Below are 24122 nucleotides of genomic sequence, written 5' to 3' on the forward strand. Positions count from 1 at the left end.
CCCAACCACTCCTATAATCTTATTTATTTTTTAATTTCTTATAGAAAAAACACCCTGATTTTTTTCAGGGTGTTTGAAGGTAGAGCAAATGAAGGTATGGTATACCTTTGTTTGCCTTACACCCTTTTAAGCCTCTCTGGACTATTCTTTAAAAGATCTAAGTCATTCTCTTATGCTGTTTCTTTATTTATTGTTTCATCTTTATCAGCTGGCAGGACTAAGTTCAATACGATTCCAATAAGGGCTGCTAATGCCATACCATGCAAGTCTATATTACCTATTTTCAAAGTTGCTTCACCAATTCCTATGACTAAAATTACAGATGCAATAATGAGATTTCTTTTGTTTCCCAGATCTAATTTGCTGTCAATCATCATTCGTAATCCTGAAGAAGCGATAATCCCGAATAATAGGATTGATACACCACCCATAACTGGTGAAGGGATTGAACTGATTAGCGCTGAAATTTTCCCTATAAATCCGAAGATGATCGCTAGTACTGCAGCACCCGCTATAACAAAGATGCTATAAACTCTTGTAATGGCTAATACTCCGATGTTTTCTCCGTATGTTGTGTTTGGAGGACCGCCAATTAGTGACGCGATCATTGTTGCTACACCATCACCTAATAATGAACGATGTAAGCCTGGCTTTTCAATATAATCTCTACCTACAACCTTACCTAAAACTAACTGATGACCGATATGCTCTGATATTGTTACAACAACAACAGGGACCATCAACAGGACAATGTCCAGTGTTATTGATGGTGTATAATCAACAAATGGAAGAACAAAGTTCGGCACTTGGAACCATTTTGCTTCAATAACACTTGTATAATCAATGATGCCAATTGCTAGAGAATAGATATAACCTCCAACAATTCCGATTAACACTGGTATTAGGTTGAAAAAACCTTTAAGAAAAATTGAACATAAGATGGTAATTAATAATGTGACTAATGCGGCTGAGAAATATTTTAAGCTATATTCACCAGCAGGATCATTTGTTGCCATTCCAACTGCTGTACCAGCTAAGCCTAATCCGATAACGATAATAACAGGGCCGACTACTACCGGAGGGAGGATTTTCATAATCCATTTATGTCCGGTTCCTTTAATAAGCAAGGCGATTATTCCATAAACTAAACCCGCTAAGAAGCTCCCAACCATTGCTGCCCCTATACCTGCAGATGCTTTTGCAACAATAATTGGTGTTATAAATGCAAACGATGATCCAAGATATGCAGGTACTTGGCCTTTAGTAATTAATAAAAAGGCGATTGTGCCGAGTCCGCTTGAAATTAAAGCTACTGCCGGGTCTAATTCAACTAGAAACGGTACAAGGATTGTCGCACCAAACATTGCGAATAAATGTTGAAAACTAAGTGCAAGCCATGTTACTGGTTTTGGCGTATCTTTTACGTCTAAAACGATTTGATCTTCTTTCATGTATTAAACCTCCGGTGTTATTTCAATCTTTGTTAGCATGTATGTTTGAAAGAAATGTTTGACATTAAACAAAAAACCTCTTTGCTATTAGGGCAAAGAGGTACAAAAAGATAAGCAGTCTTATGTTGACTACATCTTTATGTCCCCTTTGCTGCCTCTCTGGACAAATCTTTAAAGGGTATACTTATTCATTTTCATGTATTGTAACCTGATCTTGTTGATCAGCTTCTTTTAATTCGACAACTATTTTTTCAGAGCTTGATGTTGGGATGTTCTTCCCTACATAATCTGCACGAATTGGCAATTCACGATGCCCTCTATCTACTAACACAGCTAGTTGAATATTTGCAGGTCTGCCAATGTCCACAAGTGCATCCATAGCTGCTCTTACTGTTCTGCCTGTATATAAAACATCGTCAACTAAGATGACTTTTTGGTTTGTTACATCAACCGGAATATTAGATCCCTTTACCAGCGGTTCTTGATCATCTGTTTTTTTTGACAGATCATCTCGGTAAAGAGTGATATCTAATTCGCCAATGGCAATCTTTTTACCCTCTATCTGCTCGATTCGTTCTGCAAGTCTATTTGCAAGGTAAATGCCTCTTGTTTTAATACCTACTAAGATGCTATCTTCAATCCCCTTATTTCTCTCGATAATTTCGTGAGCAATTCTTGTTAACGCTCTGCGGATTGCTTGTTCGTCTAATAAAACTGCTTTTTGAGACATCATCATTCTCCTTTCGTTTTTAACCTCTGAAAACGAAAAACCCTCCCACCGTTTACAGTGAGAGGGTCAACGAAGACATAATCATCCTAAGTCAAAAGACTTTGATGTCTTATCCGTTTTCCTTCTCAGCCTCACGGGACTGTGTTAAAGGTTCTTCTTAAGTTATTTACATTATGACAAACATGTAGAAATGTGTCAACGATTATTTTTAATCTGTTCCAAAACATTTAAAAACTCTGCTGGTAAGGGCGCTTCAAACTCAAGGTATTCCTTTGTTCTCGGATGTTCAAAACCAAGGATTCCTGCATGAAGTGCCTGTCCATCAATCGGCAGTGTCTTTTTAGGTCCATATTTCGGATCACCTACAAGTGGATATCCGATGTATTTCATATGAACACGAATTTGATGAGTTCTTCCTGTTTCAAGTTGACACTCTACAAATGTATATTGTTCAAATCGGTCTATTACATGAAAGTGAGTGACCGCTTCTTTACTGCTAACATTGGTAACTGTCATACTTTGACGGTCAACTTTATCACGGCCAATTGGGGCATTAATTGTTCCATGATCATGCTGGATGTTTCCGTGTACAAGTGCTTTATATCGGCGAGTAACTGTTTTATCTACAAGTTGTTGCACTAGGGATTCATGTGCCATATCATTTTTTGCTACCATAAGTAATCCGGATGTGTCTTTATCAATTCTATGGACAATGCCAGGTCTTAAGACACCATTAATTCCTGAAAGATCTTTGCAATGGGCCATTAGACCATTCACTAGCGTACCACTCATATGACCCGGCGCAGGATGAACAACCATTCCTTTCGGTTTATTAACCACTAACACATCCTGATCCTCATAATAGATATCCAAATCCATTTCTTCTGCAACAACATCTAGTGCTTCTGGTTCTGGAATTTCGACTACAATGTTATCATCCACTTGGCATTTGTAGTTCGTTTTTATTAATCGGTCATTTACTTTAACTAATCCGTCTTTAATCCAAAGCTGTACTTGAGTTCGAGACCATTCATTATTTACTGTTGATAAAAACTTATCAATACGTTCATTTTTATACTCTTCACTTACTTGTATTTCAACGATGTTCATTAAGCTTGCTCCTTCTTTTTCCCTTCAAAAAACAACATATGGATAAATAATAATCCAACTCCAATACATAAAGCAGAATCGGCTATATTAAAAATTGGGAAGTCATATGAAAAGATATATGTATTTATAAAATCGACAACTTCTTTGCGAAATAAACGGTCAATGAAATTACCAATTGCTCCACCCAGCATAAATCCTAACGCAACACCCATGACCTTATTTTCCTTCGTATGTTTTTGGATATAATAGATTAACCCCACAATGACGAGCGCTGTGATAATGTAGAAAAACCACATTTGTCCTTGAAGTATCCCCCAGGCTGCTCCCCGGTTACGATGGGATGTGATATAAAAGAAATTTTCAATAACAGGAATATGATCACCAATTTCCATATTCTTCACAATCAACCATTTTGTTAGTTGGTCAATAATGATAATTAAACCGGCAATTATGTAATAATACACATTCTCCCCAACTTTCTATGTTCTATTTGTACAAGGTTTATCCTTATGAATTGTACCATAATAAAAAAGAAAGCTAAAGAAGTAGTAAAATGATCTTCTTTTTTGCAATAAAAAGCCCAAATTACTTACCATCAAAAAGTAATTTGAGCTTTCAATTAATAATCGCTGCCTGTGATATATGTTCCTTCATGAGTATAGTCGTGTTGGGGAAGAGATTTTCTTTCAAATAGTTCCTGGAAAAAGAAATCATATTTTGTTCTGGCTGTTGGGAGTATTCTTAATTTTTCAAAAGGTATTTCTTCACCGGTTTCTTCACAATACCCGTAAAGTCCTTTATCAATTTTCATTAAGGCACGTTCTACATCTTGAAGTTCCTCTTTTATATGATGCATCAATGTATGACTTTTACCTTGATGATCGTCACAAGTCATTTCAAACAAACTGTGATCAAATAAACGGGCTCGCAGTTCTTCTTTCATCACTTGTAATTCATAGCGAATACCAGAAAATTTATTCAAGATGGACAACTCCTTATCCTTCTCATGATGTTAATATAGTTTTGCCCGAAAGTATCTTGACTCACCCTGATAAGAATTTTCCTGTGCATGTAAAGGCTGTTAACTTTGATTTTCGGCCAACTAATTGTTTAGATATGTATTTCTTACCCTGCTTTCATTTGCTCCAAACACTTTTGTAAAAAAATGGGCGTGTACTTCTTTATTACAATAAAAGCCATATCCTAAAATGGACATGGCTTTTTAGCGTTAATAATGTTCTTTAACAATTGACGCACATCGTGTACATAATGTTGGGTGATCTTCAACTTGACCAACTTCAGGAGTTACGATCCAGCAACGTTCACATGTTTCACCTTCAGCTTGTGAAATAACGATTTTAACAGTATCAAACGTTTGTGCATGTTGGGGAGCCACAGCATATTCTCCTGCAATTTCAAACCCGGAAACAATAAATAATTGTTTTAAATCTTCTTCTACTGAATCCAGTAATGCTTTTGCATCTGCATTTGGATATAGAGAAATGCTTGCTGTTAACGATTTTCCAATAACTTTTTCATTACGTGCTACTTCTAATGCTTTTAACACATCATCACGTAGGGACATAAATGAATCCCATTTCTTTTCTAGTTCATCTGCCTGTTCATACTCTTTTACCTCAGGCATATCAACAAGTTGAACACTCACTTCTTTAACAGAGTCAATTTGTTCCCAAACTTCATCAGCTGTATGTGGAAGGATTGGTGTTACTAATTTAACTAGTGAAAGTAATGTTTCATAAAGCACCGTTTGAATAGCACGACGCTCTTGATTTTCTTTTGATTCAATATATAGTACGTCTTTTGCAAAATCCAGGTAGAATGAGCTTAATTCAATTGTACAGAAATTGTGAACTGCATGATAAATTGCTGCAAACTCATATTGATCATAGGCTTCTCTAACTCGTTTCGTTAGCTTATTAAGCTTTACAAGCATGTAACGGTCAACATCACGTAAATTTTCCAAGCTTACTGAATCTGTAGTTGGATTAAAATCACTTAAGTTTCCTAATAAGAAACGGAATGTGTTACGAATTTTTCTGTATACTTCAGCAACTTGTTTAAGAATTGCATCTGAAACACGTACATCTGCCTGATAATCAACAGAAGCTACCCATAAACGAAGAATATCTCCACCAAGTTGGTTCATAACTTTAGCAGGAACTACTGTATTACCTAATGATTTACTCATTTTCCGTCCTTCTCCATCAAGTGCAAAACCGTGACTTAGAACACCTTTGTATGGCGCTTTTCCAGTAACAGCTACAGCAGTTGATAAAGATGAGTTAAACCAACCTCGATATTGATCAGAACCTTCTAAATATAAATCAGCAGGTCTTTGGAGATCTTCTCTTTCAAATAATACAGCTTGGTGTGATGAACCGGAATCAAACCAAACATCCATAATATCATTTTCTTTTGTAAATTTACCGTTCGGGCTGCCTTCATGTGTAAATCCTTCTGGTAAAAGATCTTTTGCTTCACGCTCAAACCAAATATTAGATCCATTGTCTCTGAACAAGTTGGACACATGCTCAATCGTTTCATCTGTAATAATTGGTTCACCATTTTCAGCATAAAATACAGGGATCGGTACACCCCAAGCACGTTGACGGGAAATACACCAATCTCCACGATCACGAACCATATTATAAAGACGCGTCTCCCCCCATGCAGGTACCCATTTTGTTTCATTTACGGCTTTCAATAGATCATCACGGAAATCTTTAATAGAAGCAAACCACTGTGCTGTTGCACGGAAAATAGTTGGCTTTTTCGTTCTCCAATCATGTGGATAAGAGTGTGTAATAAATTGAAGCTTTAATAATGCTCCAACTTCTTGAAGCTTTTCTGTGATTGGTTTATTTGCTTCATCATAGAATAGTCCTTCAAAGCCCGGTGCATCCTTTGTCATATATCCTTTTTCATCCACAGGACATAAAACATCCAAGTTATATTGTTGACCTACAACAAAGTCATCTTCCCCGTGACCAGGTGCCGTATGAACACAACCAGTTCCACCTTCACTTGTTACATGCTCTCCAAGCATTACTAATGAATCACGATCGTAAATTGGGTGTTTGGCTACAACACGATCAAGTTGGGATCCTTTTACTGTTTGATCAACTTCATAATCTTCCCATCCAATTGTTGAAGCAACAGATTCTACTAATTCTGATGCAACTAGATATTTTTCACCATCTACTGTAATGACACTATATTCTAGTTCAGGGTGAACTGAAATCCCTAAATTAGCTGGCATTGTCCATGGTGTTGTCGTCCAAATTACAATTTTCACATCATTTGAAAGAACACCTTTACCATCTTTCACAGGAAATGCTACATAAATTGATGGTGAGCGTTTGTCTGCATATTCAATCTCCGCTTCAGCAAGTGCTGATTCACTTGATGGAGACCAATATACTGGTTTTAACCCTTTATAGATATAACCTTTTTTCGCCATTTCACCAAACACTTTAATTTGTTGTGCTTCATATTCCGGCTTAAGTGTCACATAAGGGTTTTCCCAATCACCACGAACACCAAGTCGCTTAAATTGCTCACGTTGACCATTGATTTGCTCCCATGCATACTCTTCACAAAGCTTGCGGAACTCAGCTACAGACATTTCTTTTCTTTTAACTTTTTTGTTTTTTGTTAAGGCTGTTTCAATCGGTAAACCATGTGTATCCCAACCAGGTACATAAGGAGCACAATATCCACTCATAGATTTAAAGCGTACAATAAAGTCTTTTAAGATTTTGTTTAAAGCATGCCCCATATGAATGTCACCATTGGCATATGGAGGGCCATCATGTAAAACGAAAAGAGGACGATCTTTTGTTCGTTCCTGTACCATTTCATAAATCTTCATGTCTTCCCATTTTTCTTGGATTAATGGCTCTCTTTTAGGCAAATTCCCTCTCATCGGAAAATCTGTCTTTGGCATCAAAAGGGTATCTTTGTAATCCATTTAGTATTCCTCCAAATTCTTTCATTTTAATTTAGCTATTTTCTGCTTTCTATCTCATAAGATTAATTCCAACCTCATGAAAACACAAAAAACCTTCTCATCCCTACAAGGGACGAGAAGGTTATCTCGCGGTACCACCCTATTAGATTAAATATAATATTTAATCCACTCCATCATTCGTAACGTGAATGTATCGCCATAGCTTACTTATTAGATATGTTCAGCATGGAACTCCAGGGTGATCTTCATCTTTTACCCTTATTTCGAGCTTCCACCATCCCCGATTCGCTTAAATAAGGTTGCTAAAAGACTACTGTCCCTTTCACCGTTTAACTTTTGTGTTATAAGTTTTTCAAAAAATATCTACGTTTCCGTATTATATGCGATAAAAAAACAAAAAGTCAAGTTTAGCTTTTTGTTTCCTCTGCTTCACCAAAAACAGGTTCAACTTCATACTCTAATAAATGATCCCAATCGTCATTTTTAAGAAGGTCAAGTTGAGCTTCAATCAACATTTGGAACCGAGTTCTAAATACTTTAGATTGCTTTTTAAGTTCTTCAATCTCCATCGCGATTTTTCGTGATTTTGATAATGATTCATTAATAATACGGTCAGCATTTTTCTCAGCTTCTTTAATGATAAGCTTTGATTCTTTTTGAGCGTTTCGCTTCACTTCTTCTGCTGCTTCTTGAGCGATCACAATTGATTTATTCAATGTCTCTTCAATATTGGTAAAGTGACCTAATTTTTCATTTAATTCTGTTACACGAGACTCAAGTTCTTTCTTTTCGCGGATAATCATCTCGTAATCTTTTATGACTTGATCTAAAAACTCATTTACTTCATCCTCATCATATCCACGAAACCCTTTATTAAATTCCTTATTATGGATGTCTAAAGGTGTTAAAGGCATGGATGCCACCTCCAATATGTAGTGAAATAGTTAATCCTTGACAACATTATAAATCATATTTCGACATGTTTGTTGAAAATCCTGCTATTTCTTTTAAATTATTTTATTATATGATAGCACAAACTTTATTTTTGTTTCCTAACGACAATCCTAACTCGATCTTTTTTCGTTCTTCCTTCAATGGAAGTCAATTTACTTCTTCCATATCCTCGTATTGATAAAGTATCTCCTTCTTGACATTCAAACGAAGCTGAATCAACGACTTTCCAATTCACCTTTACATGGCCATTGGTGATCAAAGGTTGAATTTTTTGACGTGATAAATTATATATAGCTGCTCCTACCACATCTAGTCGTAACGAAGAAACAGTTGTGACCATTTCTTGAACCTCTTCTTTGTTAGGAATGAATTGATAAGAATCAATTTCTTTCAAAGATATCTTCGCACGGCCAATCTCGTTAAAATTCGCACTAAGATACTCAGAGATCTCGGTCGCACATATAAAGTGAACTGTATCATTATGAAAACGAATGTCGCCAAACTTACTGCGTTTTAATCCAAGGCTCATTAAAGATCCTAATACTTGCCTATGTTGCAAGGTAATAAATTTAGAGGCATATTGTACTTCAAACAAAGCCAGTTTAAAATCTTCCTCTGATACTTGATAATAATCAGGATAGAGGAAAGCACGCTTTCTTTCTGTATCCTCAACACCACCTGAAAAGGATACCTTCACATCTAAATGTTCTCCTATAACAGAAGAGACGATTTCCTGTTCACGAGGATCTAAAAAATCTGTTAATTTTGGACTGTATTGATTTAGAACGTTTTCTTTCCACTCTACTACTTGATCAATAAATTGCCGTTCTTCATGTCGAAAATGTTGATAAATTTGATTCATAATTCAACTCCGTTATATAAAAAGTGTCACATACTAAATATGAAAATTAGTTCGATCCCTTGGTCTAACCGCAGTTCAAGAAATTTATCATCGTTCCAATACGATAAAAAAGAGGGACTATACTAATAGTCCCTAGCCAATCATTCTAAATATTGAAGAAACCCCATATTGAGCAAAACGTAAAGCTAAGATTGCGACAATTGGTGAAATATCAATCATTCCTAATGGAGGAATAATTTTTCGGAAAGGCTCTAAATACGGTTCACAGATTTTAGCCAAGAATTGGCCAAAACCTGATTCTCTAGCTCCAGGAAACCACGATAGTAATATGTATACGATAAGCGCATACGAGTAGAACGTGATTAGAGTGTTAATTAAACTTAACAATATACTCATGTTTGCCTACCACCTTTGATGATCATCTTCTGATACTAATTCAGATATTGCTCCCGATACATCCACATTATCAGGGGTGCATAAAAAGATATCGGTGCCAATTCGTTGAATATCCCCACCTATTGCATAAACAGTACCACTCAGAAAATCCACTATCCGTTTTGCTTGATCTCTTTGTATACTTTGTAGATTAACAACGACAGCACGACGATTTTTTAATTGATCGGCAATTTCCTGTGCTTCTGCATACACCCTAGGCTCGCTTAAAACAACTTTAGACGATTTCTGAACACTTTGCAAACTTACAACATTTTGTTTAGTTGATTGTGGCGTTTTATTTGGAAAAGTCTGTGGCTGTGGAGCCTCATATTGCGGTTCTTTCATTTCAGGTTCCTCATATTCATATTCTTCGTCATCTAAGGCAAAAAAGCTTTTAAATCTATTTTTAATTGACATATTATACACCTCCAGTTTCGTTTCCAACAAGTGACGTACCAATTCTTATATATGTCGCACCTTCCTCAATCGCTATCTCATAATCATTTGACATTCCCATTGATAACTCGTGACAAGGTGCTGATGGTAATTGTAAAGCCTGTACATCATGTTGAAGTTGTCTTACCTTTTTAAAGCAATTTCTTATAACTTCTTTATCTTCTGTGTTTGGCGCCATTGTCATTAGCCCAACAACTTGAATATGTTGATAATGAGTTAACTGCTGAATAAAATCAACAAGTTCCTCTGGTGAACAGCCATGTTTAGACTCTTCTCCAGAAGCATTTACTTGTACAAAACATTTCATTGGTTTGGAAGATCTTTTATCAATTTCTTTCGCTAATGACAATCTGTCAAGAGAATGAATGAAATCAACTTTATCAATGATGTTTTTCACTTTTCGTGTTTGCAGTGAACCAATAAAATGCCAGATTGGATCGTTTCCTAGTTCTTTTACCTTTTCATTCAGTCCATCATCACGGTTTTCACCTAGATGACGGACACCAGCTTCAAGAGCTGCCTTCGCACGTTGAACACTTACATATTTTGTTACGGCTATGACATTTATTTTATCTGGAATTCTGCCAACTCGTTGACAAGTAGTTTGTATTGTATGCTGAATAGCTTTGTAATTATCCTGAATGTTCATTTGTTAGAGGGTAACCTCCTCATTTATTCCAATAAAACTGAGCATTCTACCTGTTTTCCCATTATCTCTTCGATGTGAAAAAAACAATTCTTTCTCACAGCTTGTACAAAGGTCTGAAACTAATACGTTTTCTTTGAGAATGCCTGCATTTCTTAAATAATATTCATTAAGAAGCTTTAAATCTAGTTGATATTTCCCATTAGCCAATGGTTTATAGGGTATTGGTTTATAATCTAATACCCTTTTATCAATTGATGATATAACACGATCATCAACGACATAGCAGCAATCTCCTATTGAAGGGCCTATGGCAACATAAATATCGTCTGCATCTATACCTTCATTTAACCGCCACTTTCTCACCATTTCACCAGCTATATCTTTTACCGTCCCTTTCCAGCCTGCATGTGCTAACCCTATAAGAGAGTGTTTTGGAGCAATAAAGTACAAAGGAACACAATCTGCAAAACAAAGGGATAGCATAACTCCTTTTTCAGTCGTATAGACGCCATCACAAGCAGCTAATCCATCTTCGTAATTGAGTCTTCCCTTCCCACAACTGGATTTGTTCACCTTCATTATCCTGTTTGAATGAACTTGTTCAGCAAAGACCCATTTTCTGATTGGAAACGACAGTGACATCGCGAGAACTTCTCGATTTTCTCTAACATCTTCCGACTGATCATGTACATGAAGACCAAGATTTAAAGATGTAAAGTTCCCAGTACTAACACCACCAGATTTTGTAGAAAAGCCAACTGACAGACCCTTTATTAGCCTATTCCAATCTGTTAAAGTTAGATGGGTAGCGTCTATTTGCTCAAAAACATTAGCTTTCATAAATGTTCAACCCTTATTTTCGACATTTAATGTATACTATTACTCTTTATTTTACCACATTTTCCCCACTACGTTTAGTATTGAGTGAGAAATTATTCATCTTGTATCTCATTTTGTCGATTCATTCTAACTAAAATGACATCTTCTCCAATTTTAACTATATTTCTCCAAGGAATGATAAATTCTTCTTCTTTCCCAAAGAAACCCAGCATTCTCCCATTCCCGTTAATTATAATAGCTTGTATTTTACCTGTTGTAACATTAATATCGAAATCTCCAATATTCCCCAACTTTTTCCCATCCGAAACGTTGACAACATCTTTTGTTTGGAACTCAGAAATATACATAAGCTTCCCTCCAATGTCCTTCATCGGTCGTCACAATTCACTAACTCCCCTCATACATATCTATGTTAGTTAGGGTACGAACTATTCAAAACAAGTAAATTATTTCTTGTATTTTATAATATAAATGATAAATATCACGATCTAGACACCACATCTTTATGTCTAGACTGACTTGGATGGATGTCCTGTCCTTCGGCAGATCTTTAGAGGCAGTTGTCTCCCAATTATCTTCTTCGCTTCTCTCTAATCTAAAGTGGAGTTTTACTGCCTGTTTAATGGATAAACAGAAAAAGGCTCCTCATAATGAGCAGCCCTAGTTTTGAATATTTTTATTCATTTGTTTGATTGCAGCTTTTTCAAGCCTTGACACTTGTGCTTGAGATATTCCGATTTCTTCGGCAACTTCCATTTGAGTTTTACCTTGGAAGAAGCGTTTTCTTAAAATTAACTTTTCCCGACTATTTAGGCGTCTCATGCCTTCTTTTAAAGCTAATTCCTCAATCCATTGAATATCGCGATTCTTTTCATCACTTAACTGATCCATAACAAAGATTGGATCTCCACCATCATTATAGATTGGTTCAAACAGTGACACCGGGTCCTGGATAGCATCAAGAGCGAACACAATCTCCTCATGAGGCACATCAAGCTCTTTTGATATTTCCTCTGCAGTAGGTTCCCTAGATGTTTCACTCATGAGTCGTTCTCTTACCTGAAGTGCCTTATAAGCAATGTCTCGAAGTGAGCGGGATACCCGGATTGGGTTATTGTCTCTTAAGTATCTACGGATTTCTCCGATAATCATTGGTACAGCATATGTTGAAAATTTGACATTCTGGCCTAAGTCAAAATTATCGATGGATTTCATTAATCCTATACAGCCAACTTGAAACAAATCGTCAACAAACTCTCCTCTGTTGTTAAATCGCTGGATTACACTAAGTACCAATCTTAAGTTGCCATTTACCAGCTCTTCTCTTGCTGATAAGTCTCCGTTTTGCATTTGCTTAAATAGTTCTCTCATTTTCTCATTCTTAAGAACTGGAAGTTTTGAGGTATCTACTCCACAAATTTCGACTTTATTTCTTGTCACATTTTTCCCTCCTAACAGGAGTTGCTGTACAGAGTTAAGTATCTCCTCGACAGGAAAAAATATGCACAAGCTATATAGGTCAATTGAAGTAGATATCCTCATCTTTATTGATATATTAGGCTTTGATAAGATAAAAAAATTTTTTACACCATTTTATTAAATTCTTTTTGCAATCTTTTAATAATTCTTTTTTCAAGTCTTGAAATATAGGATTGGGAAATTCCAAGCATATCTGCAACATCCTTTTGGGTTTTCTCTTCTCCACCCTGTAACCCAAATCGGAGCTCCATAATTTGTTTTTCTCGATCATTTAATTGCTGAAGAGCTTTTAAAAGCAATTTTCGATCTACGTTTGCTTCCAAATCCTTTGTAATAATATCATCTTCTGTTCCTAATACATCAGACAATAATAATTCATTTCCATCCCAGTCAATGTTGAGCGGTTCATCAAAAGACACCTCAGAACGAAGTTTGTTGTTTCTCCGTAAATACATTAAAATTTCATTTTCAATACAGCGGGATGCATATGTAGCAAGTTTAATTTTCTTTTCAGGATTAAATGTATTAACAGCTTTAATTAATCCAATTGTACCTATACTAATTAAATCCTCAATATTAATTCCTGTATTCTCAAATTTTCTAGCGATATACACAACAAGTCTAAGATTTCTCTCAATTAAAATTGATCTTGCCGCCTGGTCACCAGATGGTAGCTTTTGCAATAATACTTCTTCCTCTTCTTTCGAGAGAGGTGGCGGTAATGCTTCACTGCCTCCTATGTAGTATACCTCATCAGATTTAATACCAAGTTTTATTAATAGCTTATACCATAAGTAAGTAAGGTGTAATTTTAATTTCTTCATTTTCCTCCCCCTCAAATCATAATTAATGACCAGTATTACATAACATTTACTAAATAATTTTCAAAAGAAATATACTCTGACGTACTAAATGGTTCTTTACAGAGTATGATAGAAGTAACATCACTAAGATACTTGCTGAATCGATGGTCCCTGAAGCATTTTCGGATGAACAATGCATTCATACGCATCCTCAGAGGATAATGTGGTACGGTTTAAACCAATAATTGTTTTTTGAACCTTTATGGTTTCATTTTTGGTTTCGATACAAACTTCATCAGGTTTAAAGCCTAAGAGAAATTGATGCTCACTTCCTACTACGCGATAAGGGATAATACGAACCCTATGTTCCCAAGCATGACCTTCGTTTTGTTCGCTCATTGCTTTCATTACATCATCCTGGATAGCTTGATGAACTAGAAGCTTTGGAAGAAATTCCTGTACTTTTAATGTATCGATAATCATGACAGGACTTCTTGTAATAGGATCAAACAGTTGGTTTCCACTATCAATAAGTCCTTTCAATGAAAACTGAATATTATCCACAGTAATCTGTACCTTTACTAACTGGTCATAATGGATTTTTTTAGTTTCAATTCCTTCTATGCTATTTCTAGCAAACAACCATAATACAGGAAAACCAATTAGAACAAATAACCAGCTAATTGGGTGACCAAAACCAGTCGAATTTGTCATTAAAACCCCTTCTAAATATGTCATTTCCTGCTGTAAAAAATAATGTATTCCAATCATTCCACCGCCAACCAAAAAGGTTACAAAATAAAAGGTAAGCAGTCCTTGGAAGAAGAAACGGAATCTTTTAAAACCAAAAGCTGACAAAACCATTAAAACGGATATACACATTTTTCCTAATGGATGATTTGCAAGAAAAGCTAATGGTGTAAACATCATTATTACAATACTTGATCCAATAAGAGCTGCCAAAACCATTCGTAATTTATTTATTTTCCTTTTTAACACGATTGCTGTTAGAACAAGTAGAAGTAAATCAAAGGAAAAGTTTAAAAGCCAAATTACGTCTAAATAAATAGACATCTGTTACTCCTTTCCCCCGTGTCATACGAATCCCTCCTATTATCTATCCCATTTTATAGTAGATCAATAGATGAGCACCTGTTGGAACTAGTATAAATCCAATCCAATAGGAAGTCTGTCATTTACTGCCGAGAAACAGTAAGTATTTTTGATAGATTATCAGAATTTTTGTCGACAGGTTAGAATCATAGAAAAAGGGGAAGTTTGAGAAAGAATCGTTTACTGTCTTAATCAAAAGAAGGTGAAAACAGAAAAAAAGAGTGCCAAAGGCACTCTTTTTTATCTGCGTTTGTTTCTATTTCTTAAAAATGTAGGTATATCCAATGCTTCATCTGTTTGTTGTTGAACATTACCTCGACTGATTGATTCTTGAACAGGTTCCTCACGATGAGCCTCACGTTTTGGAGCTGGTTTAGACACTGTACCACCATTACTACCAAATGAACGAGTACTTTGCGGCTTTAACGGGTTCATTTCTTGTTCAGTGAATCCAGTCGCAATAACTGTAACAATGATTTCATCTTTAAGGTTTTCATTAATAACGGATCCAAAAATCATGTTAACATCTTGATCTGATGCTGTAGCGACGATATCGGCAGCTTCCTGAACTTCATATAAACTTAAGTTCATTCCACCAGTAATGTTCATTAGTACACCTTGCGCACCGTCAATTGATTTTTCTAATAAAGGACTTGAAATAGCTTTTTTAGCGGCCTCAGCAGCACGGTTCTCTCCAGTTGCAACACCAATACCCATTAATGCTGAGCCACGGTTTGACATAATCGTTTTCACGTCTGCAAAATCAAGATTTATTAGACCAGGTGTAGCAATTAAATCTGAAATACCTTGAACACCTTGTCGCAATACATTATCCGCTTCTCTAAACGCCTCAAGCATTGGCGTATTTTTATCGACAATTTCAAGTAGTCGATCGTTAGGAATCACGATTAAAGTATCAACAGATTCCTTCATAGATGTAATTCCGCCTGCAGCCTGCATTTGACGTTTACGACCTTCAAATGTGAAAGGTCTAGTTACAACACCCACTGTCAATGCCCCAAGATCTTTTGCTATCTGAGCGATAACAGGTGCTGCACCTGTACCTGTTCCACCACCCATACCAGCTGTTACGAATACCATATCCGCGCCTCTAAGCGCTTCTTCAATTTGTTCTCTACTTTCTTCAGCTGCTTTTTTACCAACCTCAGGATTTGCTCCTGCACCTAATCCTCTTGTTAGTTTTGAGCCAATTTGCATCTTTATTTCAGCTTTAGATAAATTTAATGCTTGAGCATCTGTATTAACTGCAATAAATTCCACACCTTGAACTCCGTGTTCTATCATTCGATTAACAGCGTTATTACCACCGCCACCAACTCCGATGACCTTAATGGTAGCTAAGCCGTCAATATTTGTATCAAACTCCAACATGCAAAATCCTCCTAATCCATCAAATGACTTCTAATTGATGTTAACTATTCAAAGAAGTAGCCAAAAAATTTCTTCACTTTGTTTACTTTTTTATCTTCTTGTTGCTTTTGAGGTTTTACTCTCTGTTGTGGCTGTGGTTCTTTTGAGGCAGCAACCTCTACTGCATCAACCATAACATTTGATCCTATTTTTCTGCCTTGAATTTTAGCATTTTTATATGCAAATTGGATTAGACCCACTCCCGTCATATATTGAGGCTCTCTAACACCAATATAATCAGGACTTGCGATTCTCACACTATTTTGAAGGACTGCTTGTCCTAGTTCTAAGACACCTGGCATTTTTACAGTGCCGCCAGTTAATACATATCCTCCCGGTAGTTCTTGAATTCCAAGTCTACTAAGTTCATGTAAAATAAGTTCGTAGATTTCTTCCAATCTTGCTTCAATAATGTCCGCAAGCTCTAATTGATTAAATGTTCTTTTTTGATCTGACCCAATTACAGAAGCATCAAATATTTCATCTTCTGATGCATGGTCATAAAAAGCATGTCCATACTTCACTTTAAGACGTTCAGCTTCATCAGTTGTTGTACGTAGACCTATTGAAATGTCTTTTGTGATATTTTCACCACCGACTGGAAGCACACTAGTTGCAATTAAATGATTTTGATCAAATACTGCAATAGTTGTTGAACCGCCACCAATGTCAACTAATGCAACACCCAGGTTCTTCTCATCTTTGGATAATGCAACAGAACCTGCTGCCAATGGCTGTAAACAAATATCTGTTATTTCCAATCCGGCACGTTCTACACATCGTAATAAGTTATGTAAAATCGTTTTAGATCCAGTTATGATCGCGCCTTCCATTTCTAAACGTACACCAAGCATACCTCTAGGATCATTTATTTCATCTAGCCCATCCACGATAAACTGCCTTGGAATCACATCTATGATTTCCCTTTCTGGTGGTATAGAGACAACCTGAGCAGCCTCAATAACTCTTCTTACATCCTCATTTGATATCTCACGATTTTCACTGGAAACAGCAACAACTCCATGACAGTCTTGGAGTTGAACATGGTTTCCTGTTACACCTACCACGACTCGTTTAAGGGAGATTCCAACCATTCTCTCGGCCTGTTCTACCGCTTTTTTAATAGAATGAACCGTTTCATCAATATCTACTATAGATCCTTTTCTTATTCCTTCTGATTTCACATTACCTACACCAATAATGTTTAAAGTATCATTTGTCATTTCACCAATAATTACTTTAACACTGGATGTACCGATGTCAAGACTTACAAATAATTCATTGTTGTTCATTCTAAGGCACCTCCCTATCTATCAATACTTTCTATTCTATTCTTTACAGAACAACATGACAATGAATCTAGGTTTACAGGTTTGTTACAAAATTATTTTTTAAGATAAACTTGATTTTTGGCTTCACTAGTGTTTATTCGTCAAATACTTAATATTTCCTTTAATTTATTCAACTTTTTTCAGTTTTCCACGAGAAATTGCCCACTTTGAGATTAATATCCTCCTAATTACGGCAATGTTTTGAAAAAGCCTAACACCAAACGCAAACACAGCTACTAAATATAAGTCTACACCAATATGGACGCCGAGAAAAGCTAAACTTGCAGCCAAAATGATGTTAAAGAAAAAACCGGAAACAAATACCATTTCATCATAAATATCCTGCAAATGCGCTCGGATCCCACCTAATAAAGTATCAAGAGCTGCTAATATGGCTATTGATAAATAATTAGAATATTCGGGGGGAATTCTTAATTCTGACACTAATCCTAAAAATACTCCTAATATGAGACCAAGAATTGGCAGCCACATATTAATCTCCCCCTTCAATTATCTCTTTAGGCTTCATATTCCGAACACGAATCGAATCCTCGTATGCAGGAACGGTCAATTCATCAATTGGATCAGAGATTGTTAAACTTAAATTATCAATGGCAAAATCTTCGTCCGTTGTTGAAGCATTCATACGGTTATAAAGCTTGTCCACATCTTCTGAGATGACTTTAATTTCTATAGGATAGGAGTGCAAACTAAAATTATCTATTTTTGTTTGTCCATTAATATCTCTTATTACCGTTGAATTTATCAGGCGCCTACCTTGAATAGAAATCTCTTTTGCACCATAAGAATTTAATTCATTTATCAGACGTTTTAGTAAATCGGGAGAAATATCTTGAATTTCTATCCCTAGAAGCTTTTCAGAAAACAACTTATCAATTGTTATAGTTATACCTGAACCTGTTACTTCCGTAAGTCCTGCATCTTCCTTTAAAACGGCTAAAGTTTCTTTAAGAGCATTTTCAGGATCTGCACTGTCCTTGTTTTCATGAGACTCAATAACTTCATTATATTTCCTTATTTCAGATAACAATTCTAATTGAAGCTGCTGTTCCTTTTTCAAATCCTCTCTTAATTGCCACATATCGCGTGTATCTCTTTCAATCGGATTTTTTATTGTTTGATATTGAATTCCAAGCATTAACCCAAAAACCATCGTTAAAATTGTAAAACTAAGCCCTTTTTTTCCATTTGTTCCCTTCACCCAACCACCTATCAGTCTTAGAAAAACACGACTTGTCATCTGTATGGATGAAGTCGGTATTTTTCTTATACTTTTATCCTTTATTCAGTTTATACATTTTTAAAGTATAAAATAGACATTTAAGAATCTCTTTACAAGACAGGACACGTATTATGAAGAACTTTGCTCTTGAAGTAAAGGCTCCATAATAATTTGGTCTTTTTTCTCTAAAGTAACAACAATATTATCATATGCTAGTTGATCGACAATACCTCCATTTATATTCAATGCAGGTAATAATACATTCGGATCACCTATAGCTGTAATAACAAAAGGTGCAGGATATTGATTTCCATCAACCGTAACAACAGGGCCATTGCAATATATATACGAATGACTTGATAATCTTTGACCGTTTATAGAGATTGCGTCTGCTCCTGAGATGTAAAGCTCATTAATTACATTGAATATATGACTTTCATGAACAATGTAATTGTTGACATTTTCTCCTTCGGGTACATAAGATGCATCCTCTAAAGTAACCTGTACGCCTTTTCCTTCTACTGCCAAGTCTCCTACATACATTCGAAATTTCTCTACATCTTCAACAAGATTATAGTACACCTGCTTCTCATCTTTTAAAGACTCTTCAATATTTTTAACTTCATCTTGTTTTTTGTTAAGTTCTGCTTGAAGTTCTTGATTTGTTTCTTCTTTTGCTATGAGTTGCGACCTTATCTCGTATTCACGATTCCATTGTTCAGTTGTAATGGAGCCATCACGGCTTTTCTCTTTAGTTAGCTGATACGAATATGAAATTAGAAAACCAAGAACAAGAAGAATGAGTGAGAAAATGACATAGCTACCTTTCATTTTCATTTATTGTCTCATCCTCCTCCATAGTTGTTAGTGGTGTAAAAGATTCAAAATACGTACCAACTTCAAAATGTATGATTCCTTTACTATCTTCGTCTAACTGACTGACTATTTTAGAGTAAGTATTCATTTTCTTTGAAAAAGTTCGAACAGATGCCATTACTTCATATCCATCATTCATATAAAGATGAACTAGCCAAGGATCTGTTTTATCTGGAGTATGGTGAATTTCAGAAATAGAATTGAAAATACTTGGAGACAATTTCTTTAATTCACTCATCATTTCTTTTATATGCTCTTCTTTTTTCCAACCGATTAAAACCGGAGCATCTGCTGGAATATTTACAGTTCTTTCCTTAAGAACTTGTCCATTCTCAAGTATCGGCCTATATGCCTCTTGATCCTCAAGGTATGCCATACTTTCATATTCATTAACAACCAATACAACTTGATTCGGGAATTTTTTCTCTATCGTGGCTTTTTTAATCTGTAAATGCTCTTCAATAGATTTTTGAACATTTTTTGTATTAATATTCCAGAAGCCTGATGAGGTTGTTATTTCACTCAAATTGATAATTTCTTTTGCATCAACATGAACATTTCCTTCTACTTTAATACTGCCTACTTTACTTAATGGAGATTGAAAATAAATAACTAGTAATATTAGCAGAAAGAAAATAGATAAGAATGAAATAAGCCTTCGGTTCGTTTTCTGTTTTCGCTGGTGCTGTAATTTCGGTATGCGGTCTTCTAACGAAACAACTTTTTTCTCCAATCCGTTTCACCCCACCCTAGATGAATGAGTCTAGGTAGATTTCTTTAAGTAAATAATTCTGACTTTTAAGTTAATGAAATTCTAACAATCTGATCGTATAAAATAAACGGCATTTTAAAAATGCCGTTTATAAATCAAAAAAGATCATTTAGCCATTTTTACATTAGTCATTATAACACAATAAAAGGAAATAATGGGGAGTATTGTGTCTAATTACGGCCAATTATTTCTACTTCTGTTTCCATCCTTATGTCGTATTTTTCGAGGATTGTTTTTTTAACAAATGCAATTAAATCAAGTACATCTTGAGCAGTTGCTCCGCCTGCATTTACGATAAAATTACCATGCATTTCAGAGATTTTCGCTCCCCCCAATTGGTATCCTTTCAGCCCTGCAGCTTCAACTAATTGACCTGCATAGTTCGGCAGAGGATTGCGGAAAATACTACCTGCACATGGATAGTTCCACGGTTGGGTGTCTCTTCTATAATCTTTATTTTTTTGCATGACAGCAACTATGTCTTCTTTTTCCCCTGTTTTCAATTGTAAAACAGCTTCAATACATATCCCTGGTCGTTTTTCCTGAAGTATCGACGTTCGATATGAAAAATCAAGTTCTTCATTTGATAACCATTGTATTGTACCATCATTAAATAAAATGCGTGCTTTTACAACAATATTGGACATGTCTGACCCGTGTGCACCTGCATTCATATATACGGCTCCACCAATGGAACCAGGAATTCCACTTGCAAACTCTAATCCGGACAATCCCTTTTTACTAATTATTGTTGCAAGTCTAATAACAGAACAACCTCCACCAACTGTGAGGATTTCTCCATTTAGATCAAAGTCATCCATTCCGGCTCCAAGTTTTATAACTACTCCTTCAATTCCTTTATCTGCAACAAGCAAATTAGACCCTCTTCCTATGACCGTCCATTTAACATTTTTATCTTTAATGATTTCTATTGTTTTGCATAAACTATCTGTACTATTTGGTTCTACATATATATCGGCAGGACCACCGATTTTTATTGTTGTATGTTTGGCTAATGGTTCATTTTCAAGGACTTTTCCAATATTCGCTTCTGTTAACTCATTAAATAAAGTTTTCATACTTTACCTCCTATTCACGTAAATCTTTGCTGTTTTTATTTAGATATATCTTTTAATACATCATATAGCCTACTTGCGGCATCTGGTATACCTAAATCTTTCGATGCTTTCTTCATTTTATTGAGTTTGAGTTCGTTGAGTAAAAGATTGTCTATTTGAGATATTAATTTTTGACCATTAAGATCTGATTCCTTGATCAAAATAGCTGCATCATGATCACTTAACGACCTTGCATTCACTTCCTGGTGATTTGCTGTTACGTATGGACTTGGAATAAGAATACTCGGTAAGCCCAGTGCTGTAATCTCAGCTAGTGATGTTGCACCTGCTCTTGAAACAATTAAATCAACAGAGGCTAATACTTCAGGCATATTGTGTATAAAAGGTTTAATGATTACATGTGCTGATTGGGTTAATGATTTCACTTCCTCAATCACCTCATCATAATGCACTTCTCCTGTCACATAGACCACTTGATATGGCTTTCCTTCTAAAGAAGGAATCATTTCCAATACAGCTTCATTTATTGCTTTTGCTCCACGGCTTCCCCCGAAAATGAGGACTGTTTTCTTGTTTTTGTCCAGTCCAAGAGATTCTCGCCCTTTAATTGCATTTTGCCCGATCACTTCTGAAGCACGTGGATTTCCAGTTAATACAACCTTATGTTCTGGAAAATAACTTCTTGCCTCTTCAAAACAAATTGCCACCTTATCAACATACCGGGATAAAAACTTATTTGTTATACCTGGTAAACTATTTTGTTCATGAATCACAGTTGGAATTTTCAATTTGGAAGCAGCATAAACCACAGGCCCGCAAACATATCCACCTGTTCCAATTACTACATCTGCTTTAAAATCTTTTAAATATCGTTTGCTTAATGAAACAGCTGTAATAAAACGCGTTATTGTTTTTACATTTTCAAGAGATATTTTTCTTTTAAAACCTGAGATTTCTACTGATTTAAAAGGAATTCCCGCTCTTTTCACAATATTATGTTCCAAGCCATTTTCCGTGCCAATATATAAAAACTCAACATCTGAGTGATGTTTTTTTATTTCATTAATTAACGCTAGTGCCGGATAGATATGTCCTCCGGTTCCCCCACCACTTACTACAACTCTCATTCTCTTTCCCCCATTAACTACAATTTAGGTTTTTTATAATTTTCCAATCATACACTATGTAAATATAATAAGGCTGACCATTAAGGACTGCCAGAGATTAATGAAACCTCATGGATCTGTCACTTACCTACGTCAGCCTCAATACCTTTATTTTAAATGATAAACAACCTTTGATAAAACAAATTTCGCTTAATACTTTGAATATCTGCTTACATTTAATAATACTCCCATTGCCATTAACATTAAAGTGAGTGAGGACCCGCCATAGCTTAAAAAAGGAAGTGTAATTCCTGTAACCGGCATTAAGCCTGTTACAACGCCTATATTGATCATCACCTGAATAGCAACCATTGTAATAATGCCAATGGCTAAAAAGCTGCCATATAAATCCGGGGCACCGAGGGCTATTTTTACTCCCCTCCAAAGTAACAATCCAAACAACAAAATGACTAATGACCCTCCTATAAAACCAAGTTCCTCTGCTAATATTGCAAAAATAAAGTCTGTTTGAGGTTCAGGTAAATAGAAAAACTTCTGGCGGCTTTGTCCCAGGCCTTGACCAAACAATCCTCCTGGACCAATCGCATAAAGAGATTGGATAATTTGGAATCCACTTCCCAATGGATCTTCCCATGGGTCTAAAAATGATGTAATCCTCTTGATTCGATATGGTGCAGATAATACGAGACCAACAAATCCTGCAACTCCAAGAAGTCCAAGCCATACAAAGTGAATAACTCTTGCACCGGATACGAAAATCATGACAATACAAGTACCTACCATAACTGTACCTGTTCCCAAGTCAGGCTGGAGCATGATAATACCAAACGCTGTAAAAACTAATCCTAACGATGGCAACAGACCTTTTTTAAAGGATGTAATTTTTTTCTGATTTTCTGATAAAAATTTAGCTAAAAATGCTATCATGGCCAATTTCATAAACTCAGAAGGCTGTATAGAAAAAGCTCCGACTCCAATCCAGCTCCTTGAACCGTTTCTTTCCATACCAATTCCAGGAATTAATACCGCGATTAGTAGAAAAAAACAAACAATGATGAGCATTTTTGCCCAGGTTCTCCATGTCCAATAATCAACATTCATTAAAAAAAACATAGCAATGACACCAACACCGGCAAATAAAAGCTGGCGTTTTGCAAAGAAGAACGAATCATCGAATTTATACGTAGCCCACACAGCACTTGCACTGTATACCATTATCAGGCCAATTGTTAAGAGTAATAAGGTAAGTATAACTAAGATAAAATCTGGAGTAGACCTTTTCGCTGACAACGCCGAACACCCCTGTATCAGTTTATTAAGGGCTGTATGGCACATAGAACATGTCATATTAATAGCTACTAAACTATAGCATTAAAAGAGAAATCAACAA

Annotated in this window: 25 protein-coding genes and 1 other annotated feature; all 25 genes read right to left on the reverse strand. The window is 35.7% G+C overall.

Annotation, left to right across the window (positions count from 1 at the left end):
- Positions 1–170 precede the first annotated feature (170 nt).
- A complete protein-coding gene (locus BK577_RS19030) occupies positions 171–1451 on the reverse strand; it encodes a solute carrier family 23 protein (RefSeq protein ID WP_078434410.1) in 1281 nt (426 codons plus the stop codon).
- 184 nt (positions 1452–1635) lie between these two features.
- Positions 1636–2181, reverse strand: a complete 546-nt coding sequence (pyrR, locus tag BK577_RS19035; protein WP_078434411.1) for a bifunctional pyr operon transcriptional regulator/uracil phosphoribosyltransferase PyrR — start codon at positions 2179–2181, stop codon at positions 1636–1638.
- 195 nt (positions 2182–2376) lie between these two features.
- Positions 2377–3291 (reverse strand): RluA family pseudouridine synthase, encoded by a 915-nt coding sequence (locus BK577_RS19040; RefSeq protein WP_078434412.1) that lies wholly within the window; start codon positions 3289–3291, stop codon positions 2377–2379.
- Positions 3291–3755, reverse strand: coding sequence for a signal peptidase II (lspA, locus tag BK577_RS19045; protein WP_078434413.1), 465 nt, complete (start codon positions 3753–3755; stop codon positions 3291–3293). Before lspA ends, BK577_RS19040 begins: the two co-directional genes overlap by 1 nt.
- A 155-nt stretch (positions 3756–3910) precedes the next feature.
- Complete coding sequence (locus tag BK577_RS19050) at positions 3911–4234, reverse strand: TraR/DksA family transcriptional regulator (protein ID WP_078435321.1); 324 nt, start codon at positions 4232–4234, stop codon at positions 3911–3913.
- Positions 4235–4519: 285 nt separating this feature from the next.
- Positions 4520–7282, reverse strand: a complete 2763-nt coding sequence (ileS, locus tag BK577_RS19055; RefSeq protein ID WP_078434414.1) for an isoleucine--tRNA ligase — start codon at positions 7280–7282, stop codon at positions 4520–4522.
- Positions 7283–7387: 105 nt separating this feature from the next.
- Positions 7388–7617: a binding site (T-box leader), on the reverse strand.
- Between the two features lie 72 nt (positions 7618–7689).
- On the reverse strand, positions 7690–8196 hold the full coding sequence (locus tag BK577_RS19060; protein WP_078434415.1) for a DivIVA domain-containing protein: 507 nt from the start codon (positions 8194–8196) through the stop codon (positions 7690–7692).
- 125 nt (positions 8197–8321) lie between these two features.
- A complete protein-coding gene (locus tag BK577_RS19065; RefSeq protein WP_078434416.1) occupies positions 8322–9098 on the reverse strand; it encodes a YlmH family RNA-binding protein in 777 nt (258 codons plus the stop codon).
- Between the two features lie 132 nt (positions 9099–9230).
- Positions 9231–9494 (reverse strand): YggT family protein, encoded by a 264-nt coding sequence (locus BK577_RS19070; protein ID WP_078434417.1) that lies wholly within the window; start codon positions 9492–9494, stop codon positions 9231–9233.
- Between the two features lie 6 nt (positions 9495–9500).
- On the reverse strand, positions 9501–9950 hold the full coding sequence (locus BK577_RS19075; protein WP_078434418.1) for a cell division protein SepF: 450 nt from the start codon (positions 9948–9950) through the stop codon (positions 9501–9503).
- 1 nt (position 9951) lies between these two features.
- On the reverse strand, positions 9952–10638 hold the full coding sequence (locus tag BK577_RS19080; protein WP_078434419.1) for a YggS family pyridoxal phosphate-dependent enzyme: 687 nt from the start codon (positions 10636–10638) through the stop codon (positions 9952–9954).
- Between the two features lie 3 nt (positions 10639–10641).
- Positions 10642–11478: a peptidoglycan editing factor PgeF gene (pgeF, locus tag BK577_RS19085; protein WP_078434420.1), complete on the reverse strand. Its 837-nt coding sequence runs from the start codon at positions 11476–11478 to the stop codon at positions 10642–10644.
- Positions 11479–11570: 92 nt separating this feature from the next.
- Positions 11571–11849: a YlmC/YmxH family sporulation protein gene (locus BK577_RS19090; protein ID WP_026559437.1), complete on the reverse strand. Its 279-nt coding sequence runs from the start codon at positions 11847–11849 to the stop codon at positions 11571–11573.
- A gap of 289 nt (positions 11850–12138) precedes the next feature.
- Positions 12139–13020: an RNA polymerase sporulation sigma factor SigG gene (gene sigG, locus BK577_RS19095; RefSeq protein ID WP_180321228.1), complete on the reverse strand. Its 882-nt coding sequence runs from the start codon at positions 13018–13020 to the stop codon at positions 12139–12141.
- 41 nt (positions 13021–13061) lie between these two features.
- Positions 13062–13781: an RNA polymerase sporulation sigma factor SigE gene (gene sigE, locus BK577_RS19100; protein WP_078434421.1), complete on the reverse strand. Its 720-nt coding sequence runs from the start codon at positions 13779–13781 to the stop codon at positions 13062–13064.
- 123 nt (positions 13782–13904) lie between these two features.
- Positions 13905–14834, reverse strand: a complete 930-nt coding sequence (gene spoIIGA / locus BK577_RS19105; RefSeq protein WP_078434422.1) for a sigma-E processing peptidase SpoIIGA — start codon at positions 14832–14834, stop codon at positions 13905–13907.
- Positions 14835–15113: 279 nt separating this feature from the next.
- Positions 15114–16265, reverse strand: a complete 1152-nt coding sequence (ftsZ, locus tag BK577_RS19110; RefSeq protein ID WP_078434423.1) for a cell division protein FtsZ — start codon at positions 16263–16265, stop codon at positions 15114–15116.
- Between the two features lie 44 nt (positions 16266–16309).
- A complete protein-coding gene (gene ftsA / locus BK577_RS19115; protein ID WP_078434424.1) occupies positions 16310–17596 on the reverse strand; it encodes a cell division protein FtsA in 1287 nt (428 codons plus the stop codon).
- Positions 17597–17761: 165 nt separating this feature from the next.
- Entirely contained in the window at positions 17762–18127 is a 366-nt protein-coding gene (locus tag BK577_RS19120; protein ID WP_078434425.1) for a small basic family protein, read from the reverse strand.
- A 1-nt stretch (position 18128) separates the two neighbouring features.
- Positions 18129–18857: a DUF881 domain-containing protein gene (locus tag BK577_RS19125; RefSeq protein ID WP_342743315.1), complete on the reverse strand. Its 729-nt coding sequence runs from the start codon at positions 18855–18857 to the stop codon at positions 18129–18131.
- Positions 18858–19007: 150 nt separating this feature from the next.
- Complete coding sequence (locus tag BK577_RS19130) at positions 19008–19709, reverse strand: DUF881 domain-containing protein (protein WP_078435322.1); 702 nt, start codon at positions 19707–19709, stop codon at positions 19008–19010.
- Entirely contained in the window at positions 19699–20487 is a 789-nt protein-coding gene (locus BK577_RS19135; RefSeq protein ID WP_078434427.1) for a cell division protein FtsQ/DivIB, read from the reverse strand. Before BK577_RS19135 ends, BK577_RS19130 begins: the two co-directional genes overlap by 11 nt.
- A gap of 209 nt (positions 20488–20696) precedes the next feature.
- Complete coding sequence (murB, locus tag BK577_RS19140; protein ID WP_078434428.1) at positions 20697–21605, reverse strand: UDP-N-acetylmuramate dehydrogenase; 909 nt, start codon at positions 21603–21605, stop codon at positions 20697–20699.
- A gap of 35 nt (positions 21606–21640) precedes the next feature.
- Positions 21641–22732, reverse strand: a complete 1092-nt coding sequence (gene murG, locus BK577_RS19145; RefSeq protein ID WP_078434429.1) for an undecaprenyldiphospho-muramoylpentapeptide beta-N-acetylglucosaminyltransferase — start codon at positions 22730–22732, stop codon at positions 21641–21643.
- A 189-nt stretch (positions 22733–22921) separates the two neighbouring features.
- A complete protein-coding gene (spoVE, locus tag BK577_RS19150) occupies positions 22922–24067 on the reverse strand; it encodes a stage V sporulation protein E (RefSeq protein ID WP_078435323.1) in 1146 nt (381 codons plus the stop codon).
- Between the last annotated feature and the right edge of the window lie 55 nt (positions 24068–24122).

The sequence above is a fragment of the Metabacillus halosaccharovorans genome, from assembly GCF_002019635.1.
Classification (GTDB): domain Bacteria; phylum Bacillota; class Bacilli; order Bacillales; family Bacillaceae; genus Metabacillus; species Metabacillus halosaccharovorans.

What these genes read in the sequence shown, in the direction of transcription:
- BK577_RS19060 (WP_078434415.1), bottom strand. Translation starts at nt 8,196, where the DNA reads ATGCCTTTAACACCTTTAGACATCCATAATAAGGAATTTAATAAAGGG.
- ftsA (WP_078434424.1), bottom strand. Translation starts at nt 17,596, where the DNA reads ATGAACAACAATGAATTATTTGTAAGTCTTGACATCGGTACATCCAGT.
- pyrR (WP_078434411.1), bottom strand. Translation starts at nt 2,181, where the DNA reads ATGTCTCAAAAAGCAGTTTTATTAGACGAACAAGCAATCCGCAGAGCG.
- BK577_RS19030 (WP_078434410.1), bottom strand. Translation starts at nt 1,451, where the DNA reads ATGAAAGAAGATCAAATCGTTTTAGACGTAAAAGATACGCCAAAACCA.
- spoVE (WP_078435323.1), bottom strand. Translation starts at nt 24,067, where the DNA reads ATGTGCCATACAGCCCTTAATAAACTGATACAGGGGTGTTCGGCGTTG.
- BK577_RS19080 (WP_078434419.1), bottom strand. Translation starts at nt 10,638, where the DNA reads ATGAACATTCAGGATAATTACAAAGCTATTCAGCATACAATACAAACT.
- BK577_RS19070 (WP_078434417.1), bottom strand. Translation starts at nt 9,494, where the DNA reads ATGAGTATATTGTTAAGTTTAATTAACACTCTAATCACGTTCTACTCG.
- BK577_RS19050 (WP_078435321.1), bottom strand. Translation starts at nt 4,234, where the DNA reads ATGAAAGAAGAACTGCGAGCCCGTTTATTTGATCACAGTTTGTTTGAA.
- murB (WP_078434428.1), bottom strand. Translation starts at nt 21,605, where the DNA reads ATGAAAACTTTATTTAATGAGTTAACAGAAGCGAATATTGGAAAAGTC.
- spoIIGA (WP_078434422.1), bottom strand. Translation starts at nt 14,834, where the DNA reads ATGTCTATTTATTTAGACGTAATTTGGCTTTTAAACTTTTCCTTTGAT.
- BK577_RS19090 (WP_026559437.1), bottom strand. Translation starts at nt 11,849, where the DNA reads ATGAAGGACATTGGAGGGAAGCTTATGTATATTTCTGAGTTCCAAACA.
- BK577_RS19120 (WP_078434425.1), bottom strand. Translation starts at nt 18,127, where the DNA reads ATGTGGCTGCCAATTCTTGGTCTCATATTAGGAGTATTTTTAGGATTA.
- BK577_RS19075 (WP_078434418.1), bottom strand. Translation starts at nt 9,950, where the DNA reads ATGTCAATTAAAAATAGATTTAAAAGCTTTTTTGCCTTAGATGACGAA.
- BK577_RS19065 (WP_078434416.1), bottom strand. Translation starts at nt 9,098, where the DNA reads ATGAATCAAATTTATCAACATTTTCGACATGAAGAACGGCAATTTATT.
- BK577_RS19040 (WP_078434412.1), bottom strand. Translation starts at nt 3,291, where the DNA reads ATGAACATCGTTGAAATACAAGTAAGTGAAGAGTATAAAAATGAACGT.
- ileS (WP_078434414.1), bottom strand. Translation starts at nt 7,282, where the DNA reads ATGGATTACAAAGATACCCTTTTGATGCCAAAGACAGATTTTCCGATG.
- ftsZ (WP_078434423.1), bottom strand. Translation starts at nt 16,265, where the DNA reads ATGTTGGAGTTTGATACAAATATTGACGGCTTAGCTACCATTAAGGTC.
- sigE (WP_078434421.1), bottom strand. Translation starts at nt 13,781, where the DNA reads ATGAAGAAATTAAAATTACACCTTACTTACTTATGGTATAAGCTATTA.
- pgeF (WP_078434420.1), bottom strand. Translation starts at nt 11,478, where the DNA reads ATGAAAGCTAATGTTTTTGAGCAAATAGACGCTACCCATCTAACTTTA.
- murG (WP_078434429.1), bottom strand. Translation starts at nt 22,732, where the DNA reads ATGAGAGTTGTAGTAAGTGGTGGGGGAACCGGAGGACATATCTATCCG.
- BK577_RS19130 (WP_078435322.1), bottom strand. Translation starts at nt 19,709, where the DNA reads ATGAAAGGTAGCTATGTCATTTTCTCACTCATTCTTCTTGTTCTTGGT.
- sigG (WP_180321228.1), bottom strand. Translation starts at nt 13,020, where the DNA reads ATGAGGATATCTACTTCAATTGACCTATATAGCTTGTGCATATTTTTT.